Here is an 18,550-nt window from a genome sequence, read left to right as displayed (position 1 = left end):
CGATGCTTTTCTCGGGCGACACGGGGATTCACTTACGTGAACTGGTCGAATCCCATCTTGATCACCATTCCGGTGACCACGAGAACCAATACGATCCGTACGAATCCAGAGCCCCTTTTCATGGCCGTGCGCGAGCCGATCATGGCTCCGGTGATATTGCCCACCGCCATACCGAGCCCGATGGCCCACAGAACGTTTCCCTGCCAGGCGAAAAAGGCGAGGGCGCCCAGGTTGGACGAGGCGTTGATGACCTTCGCCATGGCCGCGCTCTCCAGGAACTGGGTGGCCAGGAGTGTGGTGAAGGAAATGATGAGGAAGGTGCCGACGCCGGGGCCGAAGACTCCGTCGTAGAATCCGATTCCGACACCCGCCAGGAGGATGGCCGTGACGCGGCGGCGCCGGGTCACGACCGTCTTCAGTTGCTGCACGCCGAATGACGGTTTGAAGGCGACGAAGAGGGCCACCGCGACGAGCAGGGCCATGATGACGGGCCGGAAGTATCCGGTGGGCACGCTGGCCGCGGAGAGCGCGCCCAGTGCGCCGAAGGGGACGGCGAGCGCCGCGGCCGGCAGGAGGACCGAGCGGTCCAGCCGGGTGCGCCGCTGGTACATGTACGCGGCGGTCGCGGTGCCCATCACGGCGGCGATCTTGTTCGTGCCCAGCGCCGTCGCGGGCGGGTACTGCGGGAAGGTCAGCAGCAGTACGGGGATCAGCAGCACCCCGCCCCCGCCCACGACGGCGTCCACCCACCCGGCTGCCGTCGCGGCGAGCAGCAGTCCGAGCACCTCGTACAGATCCACTTTTCCTCATTCGTTCATGTGACGGCCGGCGCCCGCCTTCCCGGGGCCGGACCACCCGCCCTGGGTCAGACGACTCCGCGGATGTCCGCCATCGCGGGCAGGACGCGCGGGTGGCGCATCATGCGCTGGGCCCACAGCGGGGTGGAGCGCAGGGAGTAGAAGCGGCGCAGCCACCGGTCGCTTCCGTCGTAGCGGGGCTGGAAGGCGCTGCGGCCGTGCACCACCACGTGGTTGTCCAGGACGACGAGGTCGCCTGGGGCGAGCACCAGGTCGCGGCAGACGCTCTCCAGCGCCTCGGTCAGGGCGCGCAGCGCGAGTTGCCCGGCGGGGTCGGAGGCCCGTGTGTTGTGCGAGTTGAAGCGGATGAAAGGCCGCTCCGGGGGGCCGAAGACCACCGGGTGCGGTCCCGACGAGGGCCGCGGCCCGTCGGTGTTCCGGGTGAAGGACGTCGGGTACAGGCTGTGGAACTGCGGTTTCCGCAGTTCCGCCACCTGCTCCTCGGCGAGGAGCGGCAGCGCGTCACGCACGGACGACACCCGGGTGGCGGCGATCGCCTCGTGGTCCTGCCGCAGGCAGAGCAGGCCCAGGAAGTCCGGCCGCAGGGGGTGGTGCACGTTCTCCGTGTGGAAGTCGAAGGCGACCGAGCCGCTGTTCTCGATGCGGTGCTCCTCGCCGCGAACCGGGTGCACGTCGTGGAACAGGGCCCCCGACTTCTCGTCGTGGTATCCGACGAGGGAACCGAGAAGATCCGCGACCAGCATCAGGGTGCCGTTCGTGAAATGGCTGTCGAGAGCCGCTATTCCGTGGACCACGGGCGTGTCCGGAAGGTCTTCCACATTGAGACCACGGAGCAGGAAATGTCCGCTCGCTCCGCTATCCGTTCCGAAGTCGATCAGGGATTTCCGCATTCCTTCGGGGAGATCGACCAGAAGTCCCGAAATGACGATGGGGGGTGAGTTGGAGAGGCGGGCCGCGAGTGCTGATAATTCTCGCGTCTTGGCCGCCTCGGATTCGGTTAATCGATAGTTCGTCACGCCTTGAGCGGTGGTGGTCAAATGCCCCTCCAAGCTTCGCATGTGCACTCGCCGAATACGTGGATCAAGGTAGACCGCGAGAATTCACTCCGTCAACAAGAGGTTTCGGACGGTGGCCCGCCTGTTAAGGAAGGTGACAATTACCGGGAAGAGTTCCTGAAGTGAACAAACGGACGAAAGGTTCATACTGCCGTGTATCGCTCGCCGTGTAAGGCGTGCAGCACTGGTCGCGCCTGACCATTCACTGGTTCTGAGCTGCTCTGATGATCGACATGGTGATGGGGCCGGCGAGCCGCGGGCGGGTGCCTTCCCGGCGCTGTCCGGCCGACGCGCCCGGGCGAGGTGGTGCGCAGCCCGAGGGTGCTTTTTCGCCACATGCCGTCCGGCATGCCGAACGGCACCGCACAGAAAGAACCGGCTGCCCCGCTTTCACCGGGCGAGCCGTTCGGTGACCCGGCTGGGGGTGATGGGGCCACAGGGTGATCGCCAGCGTGGCGCCGTGGGCCCTTGATCTCTGTCCGGACGCCGACCGATCCGCTCAGGCGATGACGGGTGCGCAGCCGCGGACCTCGGACATCTGCCGCCGGTGCCCAGCCGATCCTTCCGGGCACGGCGTCAGCACCCCGCAGGTCCGCACCGCGCTCGCCCCGCCCCTCCCCCGCCGACGTGGTCGCGCGCTGGAGTTCCACGAGCACGAGGGCACACCGCCGCGTCACCGACTCCCACGGCGGACGTCCGATGGACCGTCAGCGCGGCCCGCGCGGGTGAGCAGCGCCGTCTTCTGAAGGGGCATTACCACCTGAGGATCGCCCGCCCTCGGCGCCACGCCGCAGAAGTCTCGACGCCACCCGTAGGGCTGACAGGCTGTTATCACATGAAAGTGTGGGCCGCCCTCACGCCACGCCGTTGAACCGGTGCCCGCACCGACCTCGCGACAACGCGGGCGAACCCGAGCACAGGGTGACTGCTCGTCACAGATCCCGCGCCCGGGCCCCTTCCCCGACGCGGCCGGTGACCTTCCCCTCCCGCCGTCGTACGGCGCCACGCCATGACACCCAGCGCATGGCTGGAGTGGCTGCCGCGCCCGCGCCCCGTTCCGCGAGCCCGTCCGATCCGTCACGCCAGGGCTCATCGCGCGGGCCGCTCCGGGCGATCCGCTGCCGCATGGGTGAGCCGCCGTCAGACATCACCTCGAAGGGCTAATCGCACGTCAACTCATGTTGGCCGGCGGTTACTTCGAGGAGCCTGGAGCTCCCCGCAGCCGAGCCCCCGCACGCCCCGGGGTACCCCGATTGGCCCTCAGGTGCGCACACTTCCGGCCTGACCGAAATGACAGCCTTGGGGCCTATTAGTACGTTAATCACACGTCGGCTCTCGCAAGCCGGCTTCTCTGACTGCAAGACAGGAGAGCAGTGCCATGATCATGACCCGTTCCTCTGCGATCACCGCGGCCGTGGCGGCCGCCGCGGCGCTGACCGCGACCGGCATCACCTACGCCTCGGCCTCGGCCGCGCCGGTTCCCCAGGCCGCCCCGGCCGCCGTCCACCAGGCCGTCGCTCCCGCCCAGGCGCCCACGGGCGGCGACGTCGGCGGCAACAACAACAACGACAACGACAACGACCGCGGCGGCGACCGGGGCAACGACCACGGCGGAAAGGACAAGGACTACGACGAGGGCTGGATCCACATCAACGAGCGGTCCTACAACGCCCGCCCGGGCGGCTGCATCACCGTCGTGAGCGGCCTCGGCTCCAGGACCCTCAACATCCGCAACGACAGCAAGAAGACCGTGGAGGTCTTCCGCGGAGTGACCTGCGACAACGGCGCGCCCATCGCCACCGTCGGCCCCCGCAGCTCCAGCAACGGCGTCAGGCCCGGCTGCACCGAAGGCGTGCGGGTCCACGACGGGGTCGTGGGCAGCTTCCGCGTCATCCACGACCACCGGGGCGGCGACAAGGGCGGCTACTGAGCCGACCGCATGACGCACCCCACCTGATGCAGAACCCCGGCCCGCCGTAATCGGGCCGGGGTTCTGGTCTCAGCCCCGCCGTCGAGGGGCGCCCCGGCGGCGGGGACCCCGTGCCACCGGAACCGCGCTCGCGGTGTCCGCATCGGGCGCCGGCTGACAGCCGTGCGTCTGTCACACCATCCTAGGACCGGACAGATGCCGCTGCGCGCCTGCCCGGCCGTGGCCCTCCTCCCCACCGGGCCACCTCCGGAGCCAAGTCCTGCTGCGGCACGCCCCCTTGGCAGCGCTGCCCAGCCCTGGCACAGACCGGTGCCGTGGCCGTCGAACGCACCCGGACGGGTGACGAAAGCGCATGGCTCACGCTGGAGCTTGCGGTGATCCTCGCCGTCGGTGCTCAGGCCCTTGCGCTGTGTCCCGCGCTTCTGCCCGGTGAGGGGCATATGCCGACGACGTCGAACGCCAGGCCGGAAAAGTGCCGGGACGGGGCAACCGTGTCCCGGCCTCACGAGTCACACAGGTGTCCCAACGTTTCACGTGTTCCACGTCGGTCCGGAAAGGGCCCTCCCTCTGTGATGACTCGCAACCGGCTGAGCGCGATGGCCCTGGTGGCCGCGCTCGCCGCCACCGGCGGCCTGATCACCGCCGCCCCGGCCTCCGCGGCCGTGACCTGCGCCTCCCCGGCCTGGACAGCGCAGTACTACGCCAACACCTCGTTCAGCGGCACCCCCAAGCTGACCGCCTGTGACTCGGCCATCGCCGAGACCTACGGCAACGGCGACCCCGCCGGCGTCACTCTGCCGAACGACAACTTCTCCGTCCGGTGGTCGCTCACCCGGGACTTCGGCTCCGGTGGCCCCTTCCGGCTCTCCGCGGCCACCCAGGACGGCATGCGCGTCTACGTCGACGGCGTGCGGAAGATCGACATGTGGAAGAACGTCTCCACGACCGTCCGCAAGACCGTCGACCTGACCATCCCGGCCGGCAAGCACACCCTCCGCGTCGACTACGTCGCCTGGACCGGCTACGCCTACGCCGCGTTCACGTATGCCCCGCGCACCGAGGCCGCCGTCGACACGGTCAAGCCGCTCGCACCGACGGGCCTCACCGCCGCGTACGACAGGACCACCGCGAAGACCACGCTCCGCTGGTCCGCCAACAAGGAGATGGACCTCGCCGGGTACCGTGTCTACCGTCGGCTGAGCGCCACCCAGTGGACCCAGGTCAGCGGTACCTCCCTGCTCACCTCCCCGACCTTCGTCGACGCACCGCCCGCCACCGGCCAGACCATGCTCTACGAGGTCCGTGCGGTCGACAAGGCGGGCCGCGAGTCCACCGGCAGCCTCGACGTGACCGCCACCACCGTCGACCGCACGGGCCCGGCGGCTCCGACGGGGCTCACCGTCGTCAGCGACGCCTGGTGGGCCACGCTGAACTGGCAGCCGGTCGCCGAGGCTGCGACGTACGAGGTGTACTCCGCCTCCGCGGCCGCCGGCCCGTTCACGCTGCTGGGCACGACGACCACGCCGTCGTACCGGACCGACGCGCCGGAGAACACCACCCGCTACTACCGGGTCCGGGCCCTCGACGCGCTCGGCAATCCGGGCGCGTACGCGACGGTCACCGGCGACGGCGTCGACCGCACGCCGCCGAAGTCCCCGACCGACCTCGGTGCCGTCGTCCGCGGCGGATACACCGACGTGTACTGGAAGCAGCCCGACGGCTTCGGCCAGGGCTTCGACAACGGCGGGACCTACCACGTCTACCGGTCGACCGGAGGGACGCTCGACACCGCCGCGCTCACCCGCGTGACCTGCGCCGAGGGCAGCGACCAGACCAGCTCCGGCGGCACCTGCCACGACCTGGACATGCCCGCCGGCACGTACGTGACGTACGCCGTCGCGGCGGTGGACCCGGCCGGCAACGAATCGGCCTTGTCCGCCCCGCTGTCGGTCCGCACCGGCGACTCCGTCCCGCCCGGCCCGGTCACCGGCGTGACGGCCACCCCGCGCGCCGACGGCGTCCTGGTGAGCTGGACGGCCTCGCCCGAGGACGACGTCGACCGCTACGTGACCTGGACCGGCACCCGGCAGGCCGACGGCACGGTCAAGTGGCTCACCGTCGCCGACTGCCGGGACGGCGAGAGCGATCCGGTCGCGGTCCTCTGCGGCGACCTGCCCGACGGCGAGACGTACGTGTACGCGGTCGTCGCCAAGGACCGCTGGGACAACGCGCTGCCCCCGACCGACCCGAACGTCAAGGTCGTCGAGGCCACCGAGCTGGACGTCCGGCCGTCCGTGACGGTTACCCGGGACTGGCAGCTCGGGAGCCTGGGGTACGGCACCGTGATCGGCGGACCCGACGAGGACGGGCCGTCCATCAACTGGCGGTGCGACAAGACGGCTGAGTGCGGCACCGTGGCGGGCTACCGGGTCAGCCGGTGGAACGCGGTCACTAAGGCGTACGAGCCGCTGCACGCCGGACTGCTGCCGGCGGACACCCGTGCCTACACGGACACCACCGCCGCGCGCGGGGCCACGTACTTCTACACGCTGGAGGCGGTGCGCGCCGACGGCAGCGTCGCCGGCACACACGTGTGGAACTGCGTCTTCCAGGACCGCGTCTAGCCACGCGGCGTGGTCGGGGCCCGGGTTGCCGGGGCGGAAAGGGCCGCCCGGGGACCCCGCGCCGCGGATGTGCAGCCGGCCGTGGTAGTCGTTCGGACGCGGCGCACCCCACTCCGGGCTGTTGCCGTCCTCGACGACGTGGATGCACGCCTCGCTGGTGACGTCCTGTTCCGGGGCGTCGGGCGGATCGGTGTCAGCGGTGACGGTGAGCGGGTCACCGCCATGGGGCCGCGCGGACGTCAGAGGCGGCAGGTAGGCGGGCAGATTCCGCTCCGTCGGCGAGGTAGGAGAAGAGCCCCTCCGGCGACACCGCCACCGTGATCGTTTCGCTGTGGTCACCCGTGATCATCGAGGTCCCGGCCCACCGAGCGGTGAGACGGCATCGCGGATTTCATCGCCCGCCGGGCGCAGCGGCGGACAGGGGCGGTCCTCCCGCCGATTATCTTCGGCCCGGACGCGACCGGGCCGGGGGTCCGTGCCGGTAAAGGCCTTCTGTGCCGACTCGTTGACGGTCATTGTTGCTGATCATACGCTTGCTGGCCGTCGGCTCCCGCCGGCGCTCACGCCCGTCGACTCCGCTTTCCGCGTGCGCCCGGCCGCCCAACACCGGTCCGTTTGCTACAAGTCAGGGGCCGCTGCTCGATCGGTACACCTGCACCACCCAGTAACTCACCATCTCGGGAGGAGCATGTGAAGAGACGTCGTGCGGCTGCCTGGGCCGCCTCGTCACTCGTCACCACCCTGGCACTGACCGGTGTGCTCGCCGCCCCCTCCGCCGCGGCGCCCGGAGCGACGAGCGGACCGTCCGCCGCGTCACCGGCCGGGACGCCGGTGGTTGCCACCGCGACCCGCGCCGTCACGCACGCGGAGAACGACCGCGTCCCCGAGGGATCGGTCTGGACACAGCACTACTTCCCGTCCTCGGACAGGTCCGGCACCGAACTGCACGCCGACGTCCTGCTGCCCGAGCACCGGAACCCGCGCCACAAGGTGCCCGTCATCCTGTCGATCGGCCCCTACTTCGGGCACTCCGGGCAGACGGGGCCCGAAGGCTGGACCCACACCGGCCCCTCCTCCCGCTTCCAGGACTTCGTCGAGGGCGCCGACCTGTTCCGCCACGGGTACGCCTTCGTCATGGTGGACCTGCGCGGCTTCGGCGGCTCCACCGGCTGCCTGGACTGGGGCGGCCCCGGCGAACAGGCCGACGTGAAGGCCGCGATCGACTGGGCCGCACGCCAGCCGTGGTCCACCGGGGCGGTGGGCATGTACGGCAAGTCCTACGACGCCGTCACGGGCCTCATCGGCAACGACCTGGACCAGCGGTCCCTCAAGGCCGTCGTCGCCCAGGAACCCCTGTGGGACATGTACCCGTACATCTACTCCAACGGCGTGCCCCGCCCGAACGTCACCGGCACCGCCGACGCCTACAACGGCATCGCGACGACGCGGCCGATGCCCGACGACGACGCCCGGTACCAGTCCAACGCACGGTGGGAGGAAACCCACCCGGAGTGCCTCACCGAGAACTCGGCCGGCTACCGGATAGCCGACCGGCGGGACCCCCACTGGACCTCGCGCGACCTCGCGAAGATGGCCAGGGGCACCGACACCCCGCTGTTCGTCACCCAGGGCTTCATCGAGAACAACACCAAGCCCGAGGAGATGGAGGAGTACCTCCGCAACCACGTCGGGCCGGAGCGCGGTTGGCTCGGCCAGTGGGACCACGTACGCGGTGGCGACCGCACCGGCGACGGACGCCTGGCCATGGGGCGTGAGGGCTGGTACGACGAGACCCTCTCCTTCTACGACCAGTACCTCAAGGGCATCAAGCCGAAGGTCCACTACCCGGCGTACGCCATCGAGGACTCCACCGCCCACTGGCGCGCCCAGAGGACGTGGCCGGTCGTGGAACGGTCCGTCAGCCTCCCGCTCCGCGGCGGCTCCTACGTCGACGACGGCGGAGCCTCGGCCCGCGCGGCCCTCGGGGCGTCCGGCGGAACGGCGCCGCAGCTCGTCCAGCCGTCGGGCCGGTGGGACATGGAGAACGCGCCCGCGACCGAACAGCCCGCTCCCAAGGGGCTGGCCCGGCAGCTGGCGAAGCAGCAGAGCGCCGGTGAGGTCACCTCGAGCTACTTCGTCTGGTCGAAGCCGGTCAGGCAGAGCGTGCGCGTCACCGGCACCCCGCGGATCTCCCTGACCGCACGGGGAGCGGGCAACGTCATGGTCAAGCTGTACGACGTCGCCCCGGACGGCACCGCCGTCATGTTCGACGAGCAGGTGTCCCTGCTGCGCTCGGGCCGGCTGTCCGTCGACCTCAAGGCGACCGACTGGACGCTGGCCGCCGGACACGTCCTGGCCGTGGAGACCGGGTCCATCCAGACCGGATCCTGGCGCGACACCCCTTCGGGGCAGCGGATCGACGTCAAGGGCGCCAGGCTCGAACTGGCCCTGGACGACCCGTCGGACGACGTGGCGACCCCCGGTGCCCGCTCGCCGTTCCTGGACACCTACCTGCGCCAGTACACGGTGAACCTGCCGGCCGGTCCGGCGTCCTTCACGGTGGTCCCCGGCGGCCGCCTCTGACCCTGCGGACCGGCACCGGCCGCCGCTGCTCCCGGGGGCACCCCGGGGAGCGCGGCCGGCGCCGGCCCGTCGCGCGGTAAGGCCGCTGGGTCTGCTGTGCGGGCGCAGCGGGTGCTTCGGCTGCCCGGGCCGTGCCTCACGAGGGTCCGCGGCCGCGACGACGCAGCAGCAGGTCGGCGACCACCGGCCGATGGTCGGACGCCGTGGTCGCGGTCTCGTGCGCGCCGACGACAGTGACATCGGGGGAGACGGTCACGAGGTCGATGCGCTTGACCGGGTCGAGCGCCGGACAGGTCTTGCCGCCGTTGGGAGCGGCGTCGGTCAAGTGGTCCCACAGCCGCGCCAGTTCCGGGGCGGCCGGCTCGGCGTTGAAGTCGCCGACGAGGACCTTCGGTCCGCGGTCCTCGGCCAGGACGGCCAGCATGTCGTCGACCTGGGCTCGCCGGACGGAGGGGTCCGGACGGTAGTCGAGATGGGTCGCGTACACGTGCACGAAGGCGCCCCGGACGTTGACCGTCACCTCGGCGAAGCCCGGCCCGGGGGCCGGCACCGGATCGGGGGTCTGGGTGGACAGCCGGGTGATGTCGTGGTTCCGCGCGTCGAGCACCGGGTGGCGGCTGAGGACCGCGACACCGTACTGCTGCCGTTCCCCGCCTGGTGCGGCCGGGGGCAGGTCGTAGATCGGTGCGAAGAAGACCCGCATGCGCAGTCGTCCGGCCAGTTCCCGGGCCTCGTCGGTGAAGTTGCTCCGGGCACTCCAGTGGACGTCGACCTCTTCGAGCCCGATCACGTCGGCGTCGAGGTCCCGGATGGCCTCAGCCGTGCGGTCGAGGTCGAAGACGTTGTCCTGGCCCGCGCCGGCATGGATGTTGTAGGTGGCCACTCGCAGGGGCACGGGCGGGGCGGCCGGTCCCGCGCCGGCCGTGCTGTCCGCCGCGACGGCACGGGGCGAGGCCGCCCCGAGTGCGGCGGTGGCTGCGACCACGGCGGCGGCCAGGGCGCGGTGAGCGGGCCGTCGGGTCCTGCGGTCCACTGAGTCCTCCGGATCAGAGTGTGGTGGGGGTGTCGTCGAGCGGGATCGCCTGCGTACCAACGGGGACGGGCGGGGGTCACACCACGCCGCTCCCCGCTGCCGCGAGCCGGTGCCCGGCCGCACTCGGCGTGGCCACGACGGTTGGCTGCGGCGCGGGCGGCGAGTGCTGGCATGAGAGTCCTCCCGGAAGTCCTTCTCGCTGCCGTCGCCGGGAGGGCAGGGAGGCTGAGGCGCGAGGGGCCGCGGAGTTCGCCGAGGCTCGCCAGGAGTCGGAGCCGCCGATGCGGTCGAGGCGGACGCAAGGGACGGCACGCCGTCTCAACTCCTGTGAGTGGGTGAGGGGTTGAAGCGCGTAAACCGTAGGGCACGCTTGGTGCCTCCGCAATGGTGCGCTGCTTCTTCGGCGAGGACGCCCGCCGCCAGGTGTTCCGCGACTCCGTCCGCCCCGTACATGACAGCGCTCAGTACGACCTCATCGACGGGCCGGACCTCGGGCGTGAGGCGCCGCCGGGCGTTGTCCTCGTCCCGGCCCGCGGCCACACCTCCGGGACAGATCGCCGTGGAACTGCGCGGCAGCAACCGCAAGGCGTTGATCACCGGCGACCGTGTCCACCACCCTGTGCGGGCCGCATCCCCACCTGACCAGCCGCGCAAGGTGGGTGGCGGCAGGGCGGTCGTCCGGCCGTCCTGCCGCCACCCGGCTCCCCCACCGCTCCGGTGTCGGACCGGTTCGCTCGCCTCACGCACGGGGTGGTACCGCGGTGGGGCCGACGCTCACTTGCTGGAGGAAGAACCGGCCGGGCCGCGCAGGGCCTTGCGGAGAACCGCGGTCGTCTCCGCGACTGCCTCCTTGTTGGACCGGGTGTGCGCCAGGGCGTTGAGCATCATGAAGTCGTGTGTGATCTCGCCGTAGTGGGTCGTCCTGACGTCCACTCCTGCCGAGCGGAGTTTGGCGGCGTACGCTCGGCCTTCGTCCCGCAGCACGTCGGAATCGGTGATCACGAGTGCGCTGGGCAGGCCGCGCAGCTGCTCCACCGTGGCCCGCAGCGGTGAGGCGAGCGGGTTGGCGCGGTCCTTGACGTTCGGGGCGTACGCGTCCCAGAACCACTGCATGCCGGCCCGGTCGAGCCAGCAGTTCTGCGCGAAGCGACGGTAGGAGGCGGTGTCGAAGCCGGCGTCGGTCACCGGGTAGAGCATGACCTGATGGCGGAAGTGCGGGCCGCCGCGCTGTTTGGCCATGATGGTGAGGGCGGCCGTCATGTCACCGCCCACGGAGTCGCCGGCCACGGCGAGTCGCGCGGGGTCCACGCCGATCTGATCGCCGTGCGCGGCGACCCACCGGGCCACGGTGTACGCCTGCTCGAGGGCGACGGGGAACCGGGCCTCGGGCGACGGGGTGTAGTCGACGAAGACGACGGCCGCCTGTGCCCCGTTGGCCAGCTCGCGGACCAGGCGCTCATGGGTCCTGAAGTTGCCCAGCACCCAGCCGCCGCCGTGGAGGTAGACGACGGCGGGCAGAGCGCCCCTGGCGCCGGCGGGCCGCACGACGTGGACGGAGACCGGCCCGGTCGGGCCCCCGGGCACCGTTCGCCGGCTGATCTGCGCGGGCAGCATCTTCACGGGGCCGGCCTGTGCCTTGTTCAGTACCTCACGGGCCGCCGCGTAGGACTGTTCGTACAGCGGCGGCCCGCCGGCCGCCGCGAGCCCGTTGAGAAAGTCCTGGTCGATCTTCTCCAGCCTCACCGGCGGTTTGCCGCAGGGTGTGTACTTCGCGGAAGCCGCCTGGGCCACAGCGGCCGGCACCTGCCTGCTGACCGCGTCACCGCCGACCTCGCTGCCACACGCACTGACCAGAGCACCGATGGCCACCACCATCAGTGCGGCCGCTATCACGCACCGTGTTCCGAAGAGGCCGGGCAGTCGTCGTTCAGACATGTCAGTGGATTTCCCATCCTCAGAGGACCCCCATGGGCAGCCTGTGACACCCCGCTGCACGCTGCTATCCGGTCTGAGCCGAACGGGTGGACTGCGCGGCGGTCCCTGCACGTCCTGCGCGCAGGCCGCTCCCCCGTGTCGCGCGCCGCACGGCACGCTCACGGCGACGCCCCGGTCGGCCCCGCCGCCGCACGCTGACCCGCGCGGGGCCCGGCGTCCGCGTCACCGCGCGCCGGGTCCCGCGGCCGTCCGCGGCCGGCCGGCGCAGGTGACGGCGGGCCCTCCCGCCCAGGCGGCGGGTCGCCCGCTGGGTGACCGGGCGCCGCACGGCGGACGCGGCTGTGCGGGGACGCCCGCCGCGACGGGTCTGCCCCGGGCAACCGCGCCGGATGTCCGCGCCGACCCGGCCGTCGCCCCAGGTCCTGTCTGACCATGCGCGTCGTCGCCCGAGGGGCGGCCGCGCGTCGTCCGGTGCGTGCTCCCGGCGGGCCGGCCCCAGGCCCCCGTACTGGACGTACTCGGGTCCGGGGCCGGTGCGGCGAGCGGGGGTCCCCCCTGCTCGAGCGAAGCTGGGAGCCTGGGGGAGCGTGCAGGGCGTCGCGCGGCAGACGCGCAGGGTCGGACAGGGCCTAGACTCGCCCCGGCGCCCGGAGGAATTCCCCTGGCGGCGCGGCGAGTTGAGGAGGGGCGCGTGGGTGCGGTCGGCGAGCACGCGGTGGTCATCGGCGGCTCGGTGGGAGGGCTCGTCGCGGCACGGGTGCTGAGCGACAGGTTCACCCGGGTGACGATCGTGGACCGGGACGTCCTGCCGCGGGAGGCGCGGGACCGGCGCGCGGTGCCGCAGGGCGGTCATGCGCACGCCCTGCTCATCGGCGGGCAGACGGCGCTGGAGGACCTGTTCCCCGGACTCACCGACGAGCTCGCGGCGGGCGGCGCGGTACTCTGCGATCCGGGCTCCGACCTGTTGTTCCACCACCTGGGCGCGCTGCGGGTGCGCTTCCCCAGCGGCAGACTCAGCGTCACCTGCAGCCGCGCGTTCCTGGAGCACACGCTGCGCGGGCGCGTGACCGCGCTGGCCAACGTGGCGGTGCGCGACCGGACCACGGCACGCGGCCTGACCGGTGCCGCCGGCGCGGTGACCGGGGTGGAGCTGGAGGACGGCGAGGTGCTGGCCGCCGACCTGGTCGTGGATGCCACCGGGCGCGGCGGTGGGACGGACGGGTGGCTGGAGCAGGTCGGCTGCGAGGCGCCCGCGGCGGTCACCGTCAAGGTCGACGTCGCCTACACCACCCGGCTGCTGCGGCGGGCCCCGGGCGAGCGGCTGCTCGACGACGGACTGCTGTACCTGATGGCCACCGCCCCTCCGCACGACAAGCGGGCCGCTGTCGTCTTCCCCGTCGAGGGCGACCGGTGGATCGTGACCCTCGGCGGCTGGCACGGTTCCCGCGCCCCCGTCGGCTCCGAGGGGTTCGCGGCGTTCGCCGCCGGGCTGCCGGCCCCGCACGTCGCCGACCTCCTCGCCCGCGCGCGCCCGGTGGACGACGGCGACGCCCGCAGAATCACCTTCCCACAGGCGCGCCGGCGCCACTTCGAACGGCTGCGGCGGCCCCCCGCGGGCCATGTGTCGCTCGGTGACGCCGTGTGCAGCTTCAATCCGATCTACGGACAGGGGATGACCGTCGCCGCCCTGGAGGCACAGGAGCTGGGCCGGTGCCTGGACCGGTTCGGCACCGCCTCGTCGCGGATGGCCCGCGCCTACTACCGGGCTGCCGCCGGGGTGATCGACACCCCGTGGCGGATGGCCACGGGCGGCGACTTCATGTACCCGGAGACCGTGGGACCCCGGCCGGCCGGGACCGGCCTGGTCAACCGGTACGTCCGGCAGGTGGTGCTGGCCAGCCACGTCTCGGTGGACGCACACCGCGTCCTGCTCGACGTCCAGCATCTGCTGGCCCCGCCCAGCGCGTTGCTGCGGCCGGCCACGGTCGTGCGGTCCCTGGCGGCCGCCCGCCGGTCACCGGCCCGGAGGCAGGGCGGCCGGTGAGCGGACGGCGGGGCGGCCGCGGTCAGGCGCAGGCGCGCAGGCGCACCGTGGTGCCCTGCGGGCCCGTCCGCACCTGCACGGTGTCGCACAGCATGCCCACACCCCACAGGCCGAACCCGGGTTCCACGGCGGACTCGGGCGGCACCCAGGTGATGAGCTCCTCGGGCTGCCAGTGGCCGGAGTCGGTGATCTCGCAGATGAGGCCGTTGTCGGGCCACGCACGGACCGTCACCGGCGCGCTGCCGTGCCGGACGGCGTTGGTGGCGACCTCGGTGACGGCCACCAGCAGGTTGTGCAGCGCGTCGCCCGCCAGTCCGCAGCGCTTGGCCTGCTCCGCCACGAAGGTCCGCATGGCGTGCAGGTCGGCGGGCAGGACGCGCATCGACGCGGCCGTCTGCGGGCACGCCGCGAGGGGCCGGCCGTCGACGTCGGCGACGAAGGTCTCGGGGTCGGTGTAGGCGGGGTTCTCCCGCAGCCCGCCGCCCTCCTGGAGCTTCGGGTGGGTCCGGCGCACCAGGTCGAGGACGTCGGCCGGCAGGGTCCGGGTGTCGTAGCAGCACAGTCCCCGGAACTCGACGCCGGCGAAGGCCTGGTTGACGATCGAGTCGTAGCGCGCCCACTCGATCACGTCGGGGTGCTCCGTCCAGTCGAACGCCAGCAGCACCCATGCGGGGCGGGAGCCCAGCGTCCTGGCCAGGGCGGAGAAGGCGGCCATGGCCCGCATGGGGTTCCTGCAGATCTGCGGCGGGTCGATGAACTGGACGAGGGCGGCGCCCGCCCCCAGCGCGTCGCGCAGCGCCCCGGTCTCCGGCCCGGCCGTGACGGCGAACGTCGCCTCACCGGCTGCGATGCCCGCGCGCAGGTGGGGCAGGGCTCCGGCGAGGAACTCGCGCTCGTCGCGGTACAGCAGCGCGTGGTGCTGGAGTACGTGCTCGGACTCCACGGGCCGGCCCGTGTGCACCTCGGTCGTCATGCGTCCTCCTTGCGGCCCTGGACGAGCCCGGGCAGGCGTTCCCACCCCACGGTCCCCACGAGCGTGTCGGTGGCCGGCGGCAGGTGGTCCAGGACGATCCGGAGGCCGCCGCCGCGGGCCTGCACGAAGCGGGTGAGCGCGCTCAGGGCGCCGAGGTCGACGAAGTGCAGCCCGGCGAGGTCGAGCCGCACCTCACCTGCCTCACCGGTGCCGTCCGCCACCCGGGAGAGCGCGTCGAGTACGGCGCCGTGCCGCGTCGCGTCGAGTTCGCCCTCCAGCCTGAGGCCGGGGGGATCGGCGGTCGGGGTGATGCGGAGGATGTGCTGGTCGGGTTCTGCCATGACGTCCATGAGAGCCTGCCGGGTCCTGGGTGGGTGGGCCTTCGGGGTCGGGTGTGATCGAGAAGTTATCCGATGCGTCGTCAAAAGACTGGCGGATCAGGTGACTTGCCGTCGATGCGCAGATTCAGGCAGGAGGGGAAGTACGCGCTCCAGGCGTGGCCGCGCCAGCGTACGTACGCCGCGGGGCTGCCTCCGAGGGCCGCGGCGCGCTTCAGGCAGTCCTGCGCCTCCCGGTTCCTGCCCTGCGCGACGCGGACCAGACTCATCTCGCGGAGGGCGAAGCCCTGCAGGACGGTGTCACCGAGGGCTTGGGCATGCCGCAGACTCTCCTCGAAGCAGGCCAGGGCGTCCTCGGCGCGGCCCAGACCGAGATGGGCGCGTCCGAGGCCGCCCAGCGCGGTGATCCGGGCCGGGACGTCGCCGGTCTCGCGGGCGAGGGCCAGCTGCCTTCGGTGCGCGTCGGCGGCCTCCTCGTGGAGTTCGCGTTCCGCCAGCGCGTCCGCCAGGTTGCCCAGGGACCGCAGCTCACCGGCCGGGTCACCGGTCTCGCGCCAGACGGCCAGGGCCGCTTCCAGGCAGGCACGCGTCTCCTCGTAGCGGCCGTGCAGCCAGTACACCGCGGCCAGATGGTCCAGGCCCCGCGCCTCGCCGCGGCGGTCGGCGAGGCGCCGGGCGATGCGCACGGCCAGCTCGGCCAGGGTGTGCAGCTCCCGGGCACGGGCGTGCGGGTAGAGGTACCAGTGCAGGGGCTCGGTCAGCCGCGCGGCCAGGCGCGCCGCGGTGCCGGACCGGGTGGCGGCGTGGGTGACGGCGGCCATCAGGTTGGTGCACTCGGCCTCCAGCCATGCCTCCGCCTCGTCGCGGTTCCGGATCGGCACGGCCGGCGGCGCCGGGCACGGGCCGCCGGCGGCGGGCGCGTCCTCGGTCTCGTCACCGGCCGGCTGCGGCGGCGCGTCGAGGAAGGAGGCGGCCCTGCGCGCGGTGGTGAGGTGGAAGCGCAGGAACCGTTCCAGGGCCCGTTCGCGCTCCTCCGCGGGTTCCTCGGCGTCCGCCTGCTCGCGCGCGAACAGCCGCAGCAGGTCGTGCATCCGGTAGCGGCCCGGCGCGGGACTGTTCAGCAGATGGGCGTCCACCAGCCGTTCCAGGGCGTCCTCGGCCCGCCGGCCGTCCACACCGAGCAGCGCGGCCGCGGCCGGCAGGCTCATGCTCGGCCCCGGCACGGCCCCGAGGAGCCGGAAGGCGCGTACCGCGGCCCGGTCGGTGGGATGCCTGCTGTGGCGGAGCGCGTCGGCGCCGGCGTGGAAGCTGGCACGCACCGAGACGTCACCGACGCGGATCTCGTCCAGGCGGCCCCGGGCGTCGCCCAGCCTCTCGGCGAACGCGCCGAGGCGCCATCCGGGGCGGGCGGCCAGGCGGGCGCCGACGATGCGCAGCGCCAGGGGCAGGCCCCCGCACATGCGGACGACCGTGTCCGCCGCCCCGGGCTCGGCGGTGACCCGCTCGGTGCCCACGAGCCGCTCCAGCAGGGCGTGCGCCTGGTCGTGGAAGAGCACGCCGAGGTGGAGGTGGGTGGCGCTCTCCAGCGTCGTCAGCATCTCGCGGCTGGTGATCAGCACGGCGCAGCCGGACCCGGCCGGCAGCAGGGGGCGTACCTGGTCCGCGCCGGCGGCGTTGTCGAGCACGACCAGGATGCGCCGGTCGGCCACCAGGGAGCGGAAGGTGGCGGCCGCCGCCTCGGTGTCCGCGGGTATCGCCGTCTCCGGTACGCCGAGGGTACTCAGGGTCCGGCGGAGCACCTCGCCGGGGTCGCGCGGGGTGAGCCCCGCGGTGGCTCCGTGCAGATCGACGTAGAACTGGCCGTCGGGAAACCGGTGGGCGACCCGGTGCGCGATGTGCACGGCCAGGGCCGACTTGCCCACGCCGCCGGGGCCGTCGATCACGGCGACGGCGACGCCCTCGGCGTCCCGGTCGGCGCGCTGGAGCAGGGTGAGCAGCACGGAGCTCTCGTCGGCGCGGCCGATGAAGACGCTGCCGGCGGGCGGCAGTTCCCTGGGCACGATGGCCGGCGCCGGTGGCGGGGGCGGGGCCGGCTGCGAGGGCGGGGACGCGGCGGGCACCGGTGCGACGGCCGGGACCGGGGCCCCGGCCGCGATCGGAGTGACCCGCGCTCCGGGCGGGGACGCCTGCGGGACGGCGGGGGCGGTGGCGGCGACCCGGAGGGTGGGGGCCGGTGGCCGTTCCGGCGCGTCCGGCGGCAGCAGCGCGGGATCGGCGGTGAGGATCCGCTGGTGGAGCCGCTGCACCTGCGGTCCGGGCTCGATGCCCAGGTCCTCGGCGAGGTGGTCGCGCAGCCTGCGGTAGGAGGCGAGGGCGTCCGCCTGCCGCCCGCTCCGGTACAGCGCCAGCATCAGCTGGCCCCACAGGCTCTCCCGGAGGGGGTGCTCGGCCACCAGCGTCTCGAGTTCGTCGAGGACCCCTTCGTGGCGGCCCTGTCTGAGCCGGGCCTCGACACGCATCTCCCGCGCCTGCGTGTGGCACACCGTCAGGCGCACCGCCTCGGCCTCCAGGGCCGGTGTCGGCGGCACGTCGGCGAAGGGCGCGTCCCGCCACAGCCCGAGCGCCTCGGCGAGCCGTGCGTCGGCGGCCTCGGCCCGGCCCCCGTCCAGTTCCCGCCCGGCCTGCTCGACCAGGGTGGTGAAGGCCTGCGCGTCGACCTCGTCCGGGCCGACGACGAGCCGGTAGCCGTGGGCCCGGTAGCCGTGCGCGTGCGTGACCAGCAGCCGGCCCTCGTCGTCGCCGAGCGCGCGACGCACCCGGGAGACGTAGCCCTGCAGCAGCTTGCTCACGCTCTGCGGGGGACGCGAGCCCCAGAGCTCCGTCACCAGCCGGTCGGTGGAGACGACCTTGTTGGCGTCGCACAGCAGCACGGCCAGCAGCATCCGCCACTTCGCCGCGGTGAGGAGGACCGGACGGCCGTCGCGGCGCAGTTCGAGCGGGCCGAGGACGCCGTACCGCAGCCCCTCCTCCTCCCCGCCCGTCGGAAGCGGACGCCCTTCCTCACGGTCCGTCATCAGGCTGCGGCACTCCCGCGACAGCCGGGGCGCGGAGCCGGGCACGTACCGGCCGGGGCCGGTGAGCCTTGAACGTTCATCACCCGGTCCCCTTCCAAGACGGTGCACGCGACAGGCGGAGCGCGGGCGGCGCCACGGGGCCG

Annotated in this window: 11 protein-coding genes; 4 read left to right on the top strand and 7 right to left on the bottom strand. The window is 72.7% G+C overall.

The genetic code is table 11. The features are described 5' to 3' along the window. Positions 1 to 32 precede the first annotated feature (32 nt). Both ABZ920_RS00545 and ABZ920_RS00540 read right to left on the bottom strand, forming a co-directional pair. Entirely contained in the window at positions 33 to 800 is a 768-nt protein-coding gene (locus ABZ920_RS00545) for a TSUP family transporter (protein ID WP_361496898.1), read from the bottom strand. A gap of 65 nt (positions 801 to 865) precedes the next feature. Beyond that, positions 866 to 1,636 (bottom strand): TauD/TfdA family dioxygenase, encoded by a 771-nt coding sequence (locus tag ABZ920_RS00540; protein WP_361496895.1) that lies wholly within the window; start codon positions 1,634 to 1,636, stop codon positions 866 to 868. A gap of 1,615 nt (positions 1,637 to 3,251) precedes the next feature. Between ABZ920_RS00540 and ABZ920_RS00535 the strand changes: the two genes are divergently transcribed. From ABZ920_RS00535 to ABZ920_RS00525, 3 genes are all read left to right on the top strand, one after another. After that, on the top strand, positions 3,252 to 3,803 hold the full coding sequence (locus ABZ920_RS00535; protein WP_361496892.1) for a hypothetical protein: 552 nt from the start codon (positions 3,252 to 3,254) through the stop codon (positions 3,801 to 3,803). A 572-nt stretch (positions 3,804 to 4,375) separates the two neighbouring features. Further along, the gene (locus ABZ920_RS00530) at positions 4,376 to 6,427 is read left to right on the top strand and encodes a PA14 domain-containing protein (RefSeq protein ID WP_361496889.1); all 2,052 of its coding nucleotides are present in this window, start codon (positions 4,376 to 4,378) and stop codon (positions 6,425 to 6,427) included. A 690-nt stretch (positions 6,428 to 7,117) separates the two neighbouring features. Further along, positions 7,118 to 9,010 (top strand): CocE/NonD family hydrolase, encoded by a 1,893-nt coding sequence (locus ABZ920_RS00525; protein ID WP_361496886.1) that lies wholly within the window; start codon positions 7,118 to 7,120, stop codon positions 9,008 to 9,010. A 136-nt stretch (positions 9,011 to 9,146) separates the two neighbouring features. On the opposite strand, the gene ABZ920_RS00520 is transcribed toward ABZ920_RS00525, so the two are convergent. Further along, positions 9,147 to 10,043, bottom strand: a complete 897-nt coding sequence (locus ABZ920_RS00520; RefSeq protein WP_361496883.1) for an endonuclease/exonuclease/phosphatase family protein — start codon at positions 10,041 to 10,043, stop codon at positions 9,147 to 9,149. A gap of 774 nt (positions 10,044 to 10,817) precedes the next feature. Then, positions 10,818 to 11,978, bottom strand: a complete 1,161-nt coding sequence (locus tag ABZ920_RS00515; protein WP_361496880.1) for an alpha/beta hydrolase — start codon at positions 11,976 to 11,978, stop codon at positions 10,818 to 10,820. Positions 11,979 to 12,669: 691 nt separating this feature from the next. Here ABZ920_RS00515 and ABZ920_RS00510 point away from each other — a divergent pair. Further along, entirely contained in the window at positions 12,670 to 14,022 is a 1,353-nt protein-coding gene (locus tag ABZ920_RS00510; protein WP_361496877.1) for a monooxygenase, read from the top strand. A 22-nt stretch (positions 14,023 to 14,044) separates the two neighbouring features. Here the strand turns inward: ABZ920_RS00510 and ABZ920_RS00505 are convergent, their stop codons facing one another. The 3 genes from ABZ920_RS00505 to ABZ920_RS00495 all read right to left on the bottom strand — a co-directional run bounded on the left by ABZ920_RS00505 (position 14,045) and on the right by ABZ920_RS00495 (position 18,407). Next, the gene (locus ABZ920_RS00505) at positions 14,045 to 14,995 is read right to left on the bottom strand and encodes a sensor histidine kinase (RefSeq protein ID WP_361496874.1); all 951 of its coding nucleotides are present in this window, start codon (positions 14,993 to 14,995) and stop codon (positions 14,045 to 14,047) included. Continuing rightward, positions 14,992 to 15,336: an STAS domain-containing protein gene (locus tag ABZ920_RS00500; protein ID WP_361496871.1), complete on the bottom strand. Its 345-nt coding sequence runs from the start codon at positions 15,334 to 15,336 to the stop codon at positions 14,992 to 14,994. The genes ABZ920_RS00505 and ABZ920_RS00500 overlap by 4 nt, the downstream gene beginning before the upstream one ends. Positions 15,337 to 15,416: 80 nt before the next feature. Next, complete coding sequence (locus ABZ920_RS00495; RefSeq protein WP_361496868.1) at positions 15,417 to 18,407, bottom strand: BTAD domain-containing putative transcriptional regulator; 2,991 nt, start codon at positions 18,405 to 18,407, stop codon at positions 15,417 to 15,419. Positions 18,408 to 18,550: the final 143 nt, after the last annotated feature.

The sequence above is a fragment of the Streptomyces sp. NPDC046831 genome (assembly GCF_040645305.1).
Taxonomy (GTDB): Bacteria; Actinomycetota; Actinomycetes; order Streptomycetales; family Streptomycetaceae; genus Streptomyces.
The sequence above is the reverse complement of the archived record's forward strand: the minus strand, read 5'-3'. Positions and strand labels throughout refer to the sequence as shown.

Coding starts and splice junctions, on each gene's coding strand:
- ABZ920_RS00505 (WP_361496874.1), bottom strand. CDS start 14,995: ATGACGACCGAGGTGCACACGGGCCGGCCCGTGGAGTCCGAGCACGTA.
- ABZ920_RS00495 (WP_361496868.1), bottom strand. CDS start 18,407: ATGACGGACCGTGAGGAAGGGCGTCCGCTTCCGACGGGCGGGGAGGAG.
- ABZ920_RS00515 (WP_361496880.1), bottom strand. CDS start 11,978: ATGTCTGAACGACGACTGCCCGGCCTCTTCGGAACACGGTGCGTGATA.
- ABZ920_RS00500 (WP_361496871.1), bottom strand. CDS start 15,336: ATGGCAGAACCCGACCAGCACATCCTCCGCATCACCCCGACCGCCGAT.
- ABZ920_RS00535 (WP_361496892.1), top strand. CDS start 3,252: ATGATCATGACCCGTTCCTCTGCGATCACCGCGGCCGTGGCGGCCGCC.
- ABZ920_RS00530 (WP_361496889.1), top strand. CDS start 4,376: ATGACTCGCAACCGGCTGAGCGCGATGGCCCTGGTGGCCGCGCTCGCC.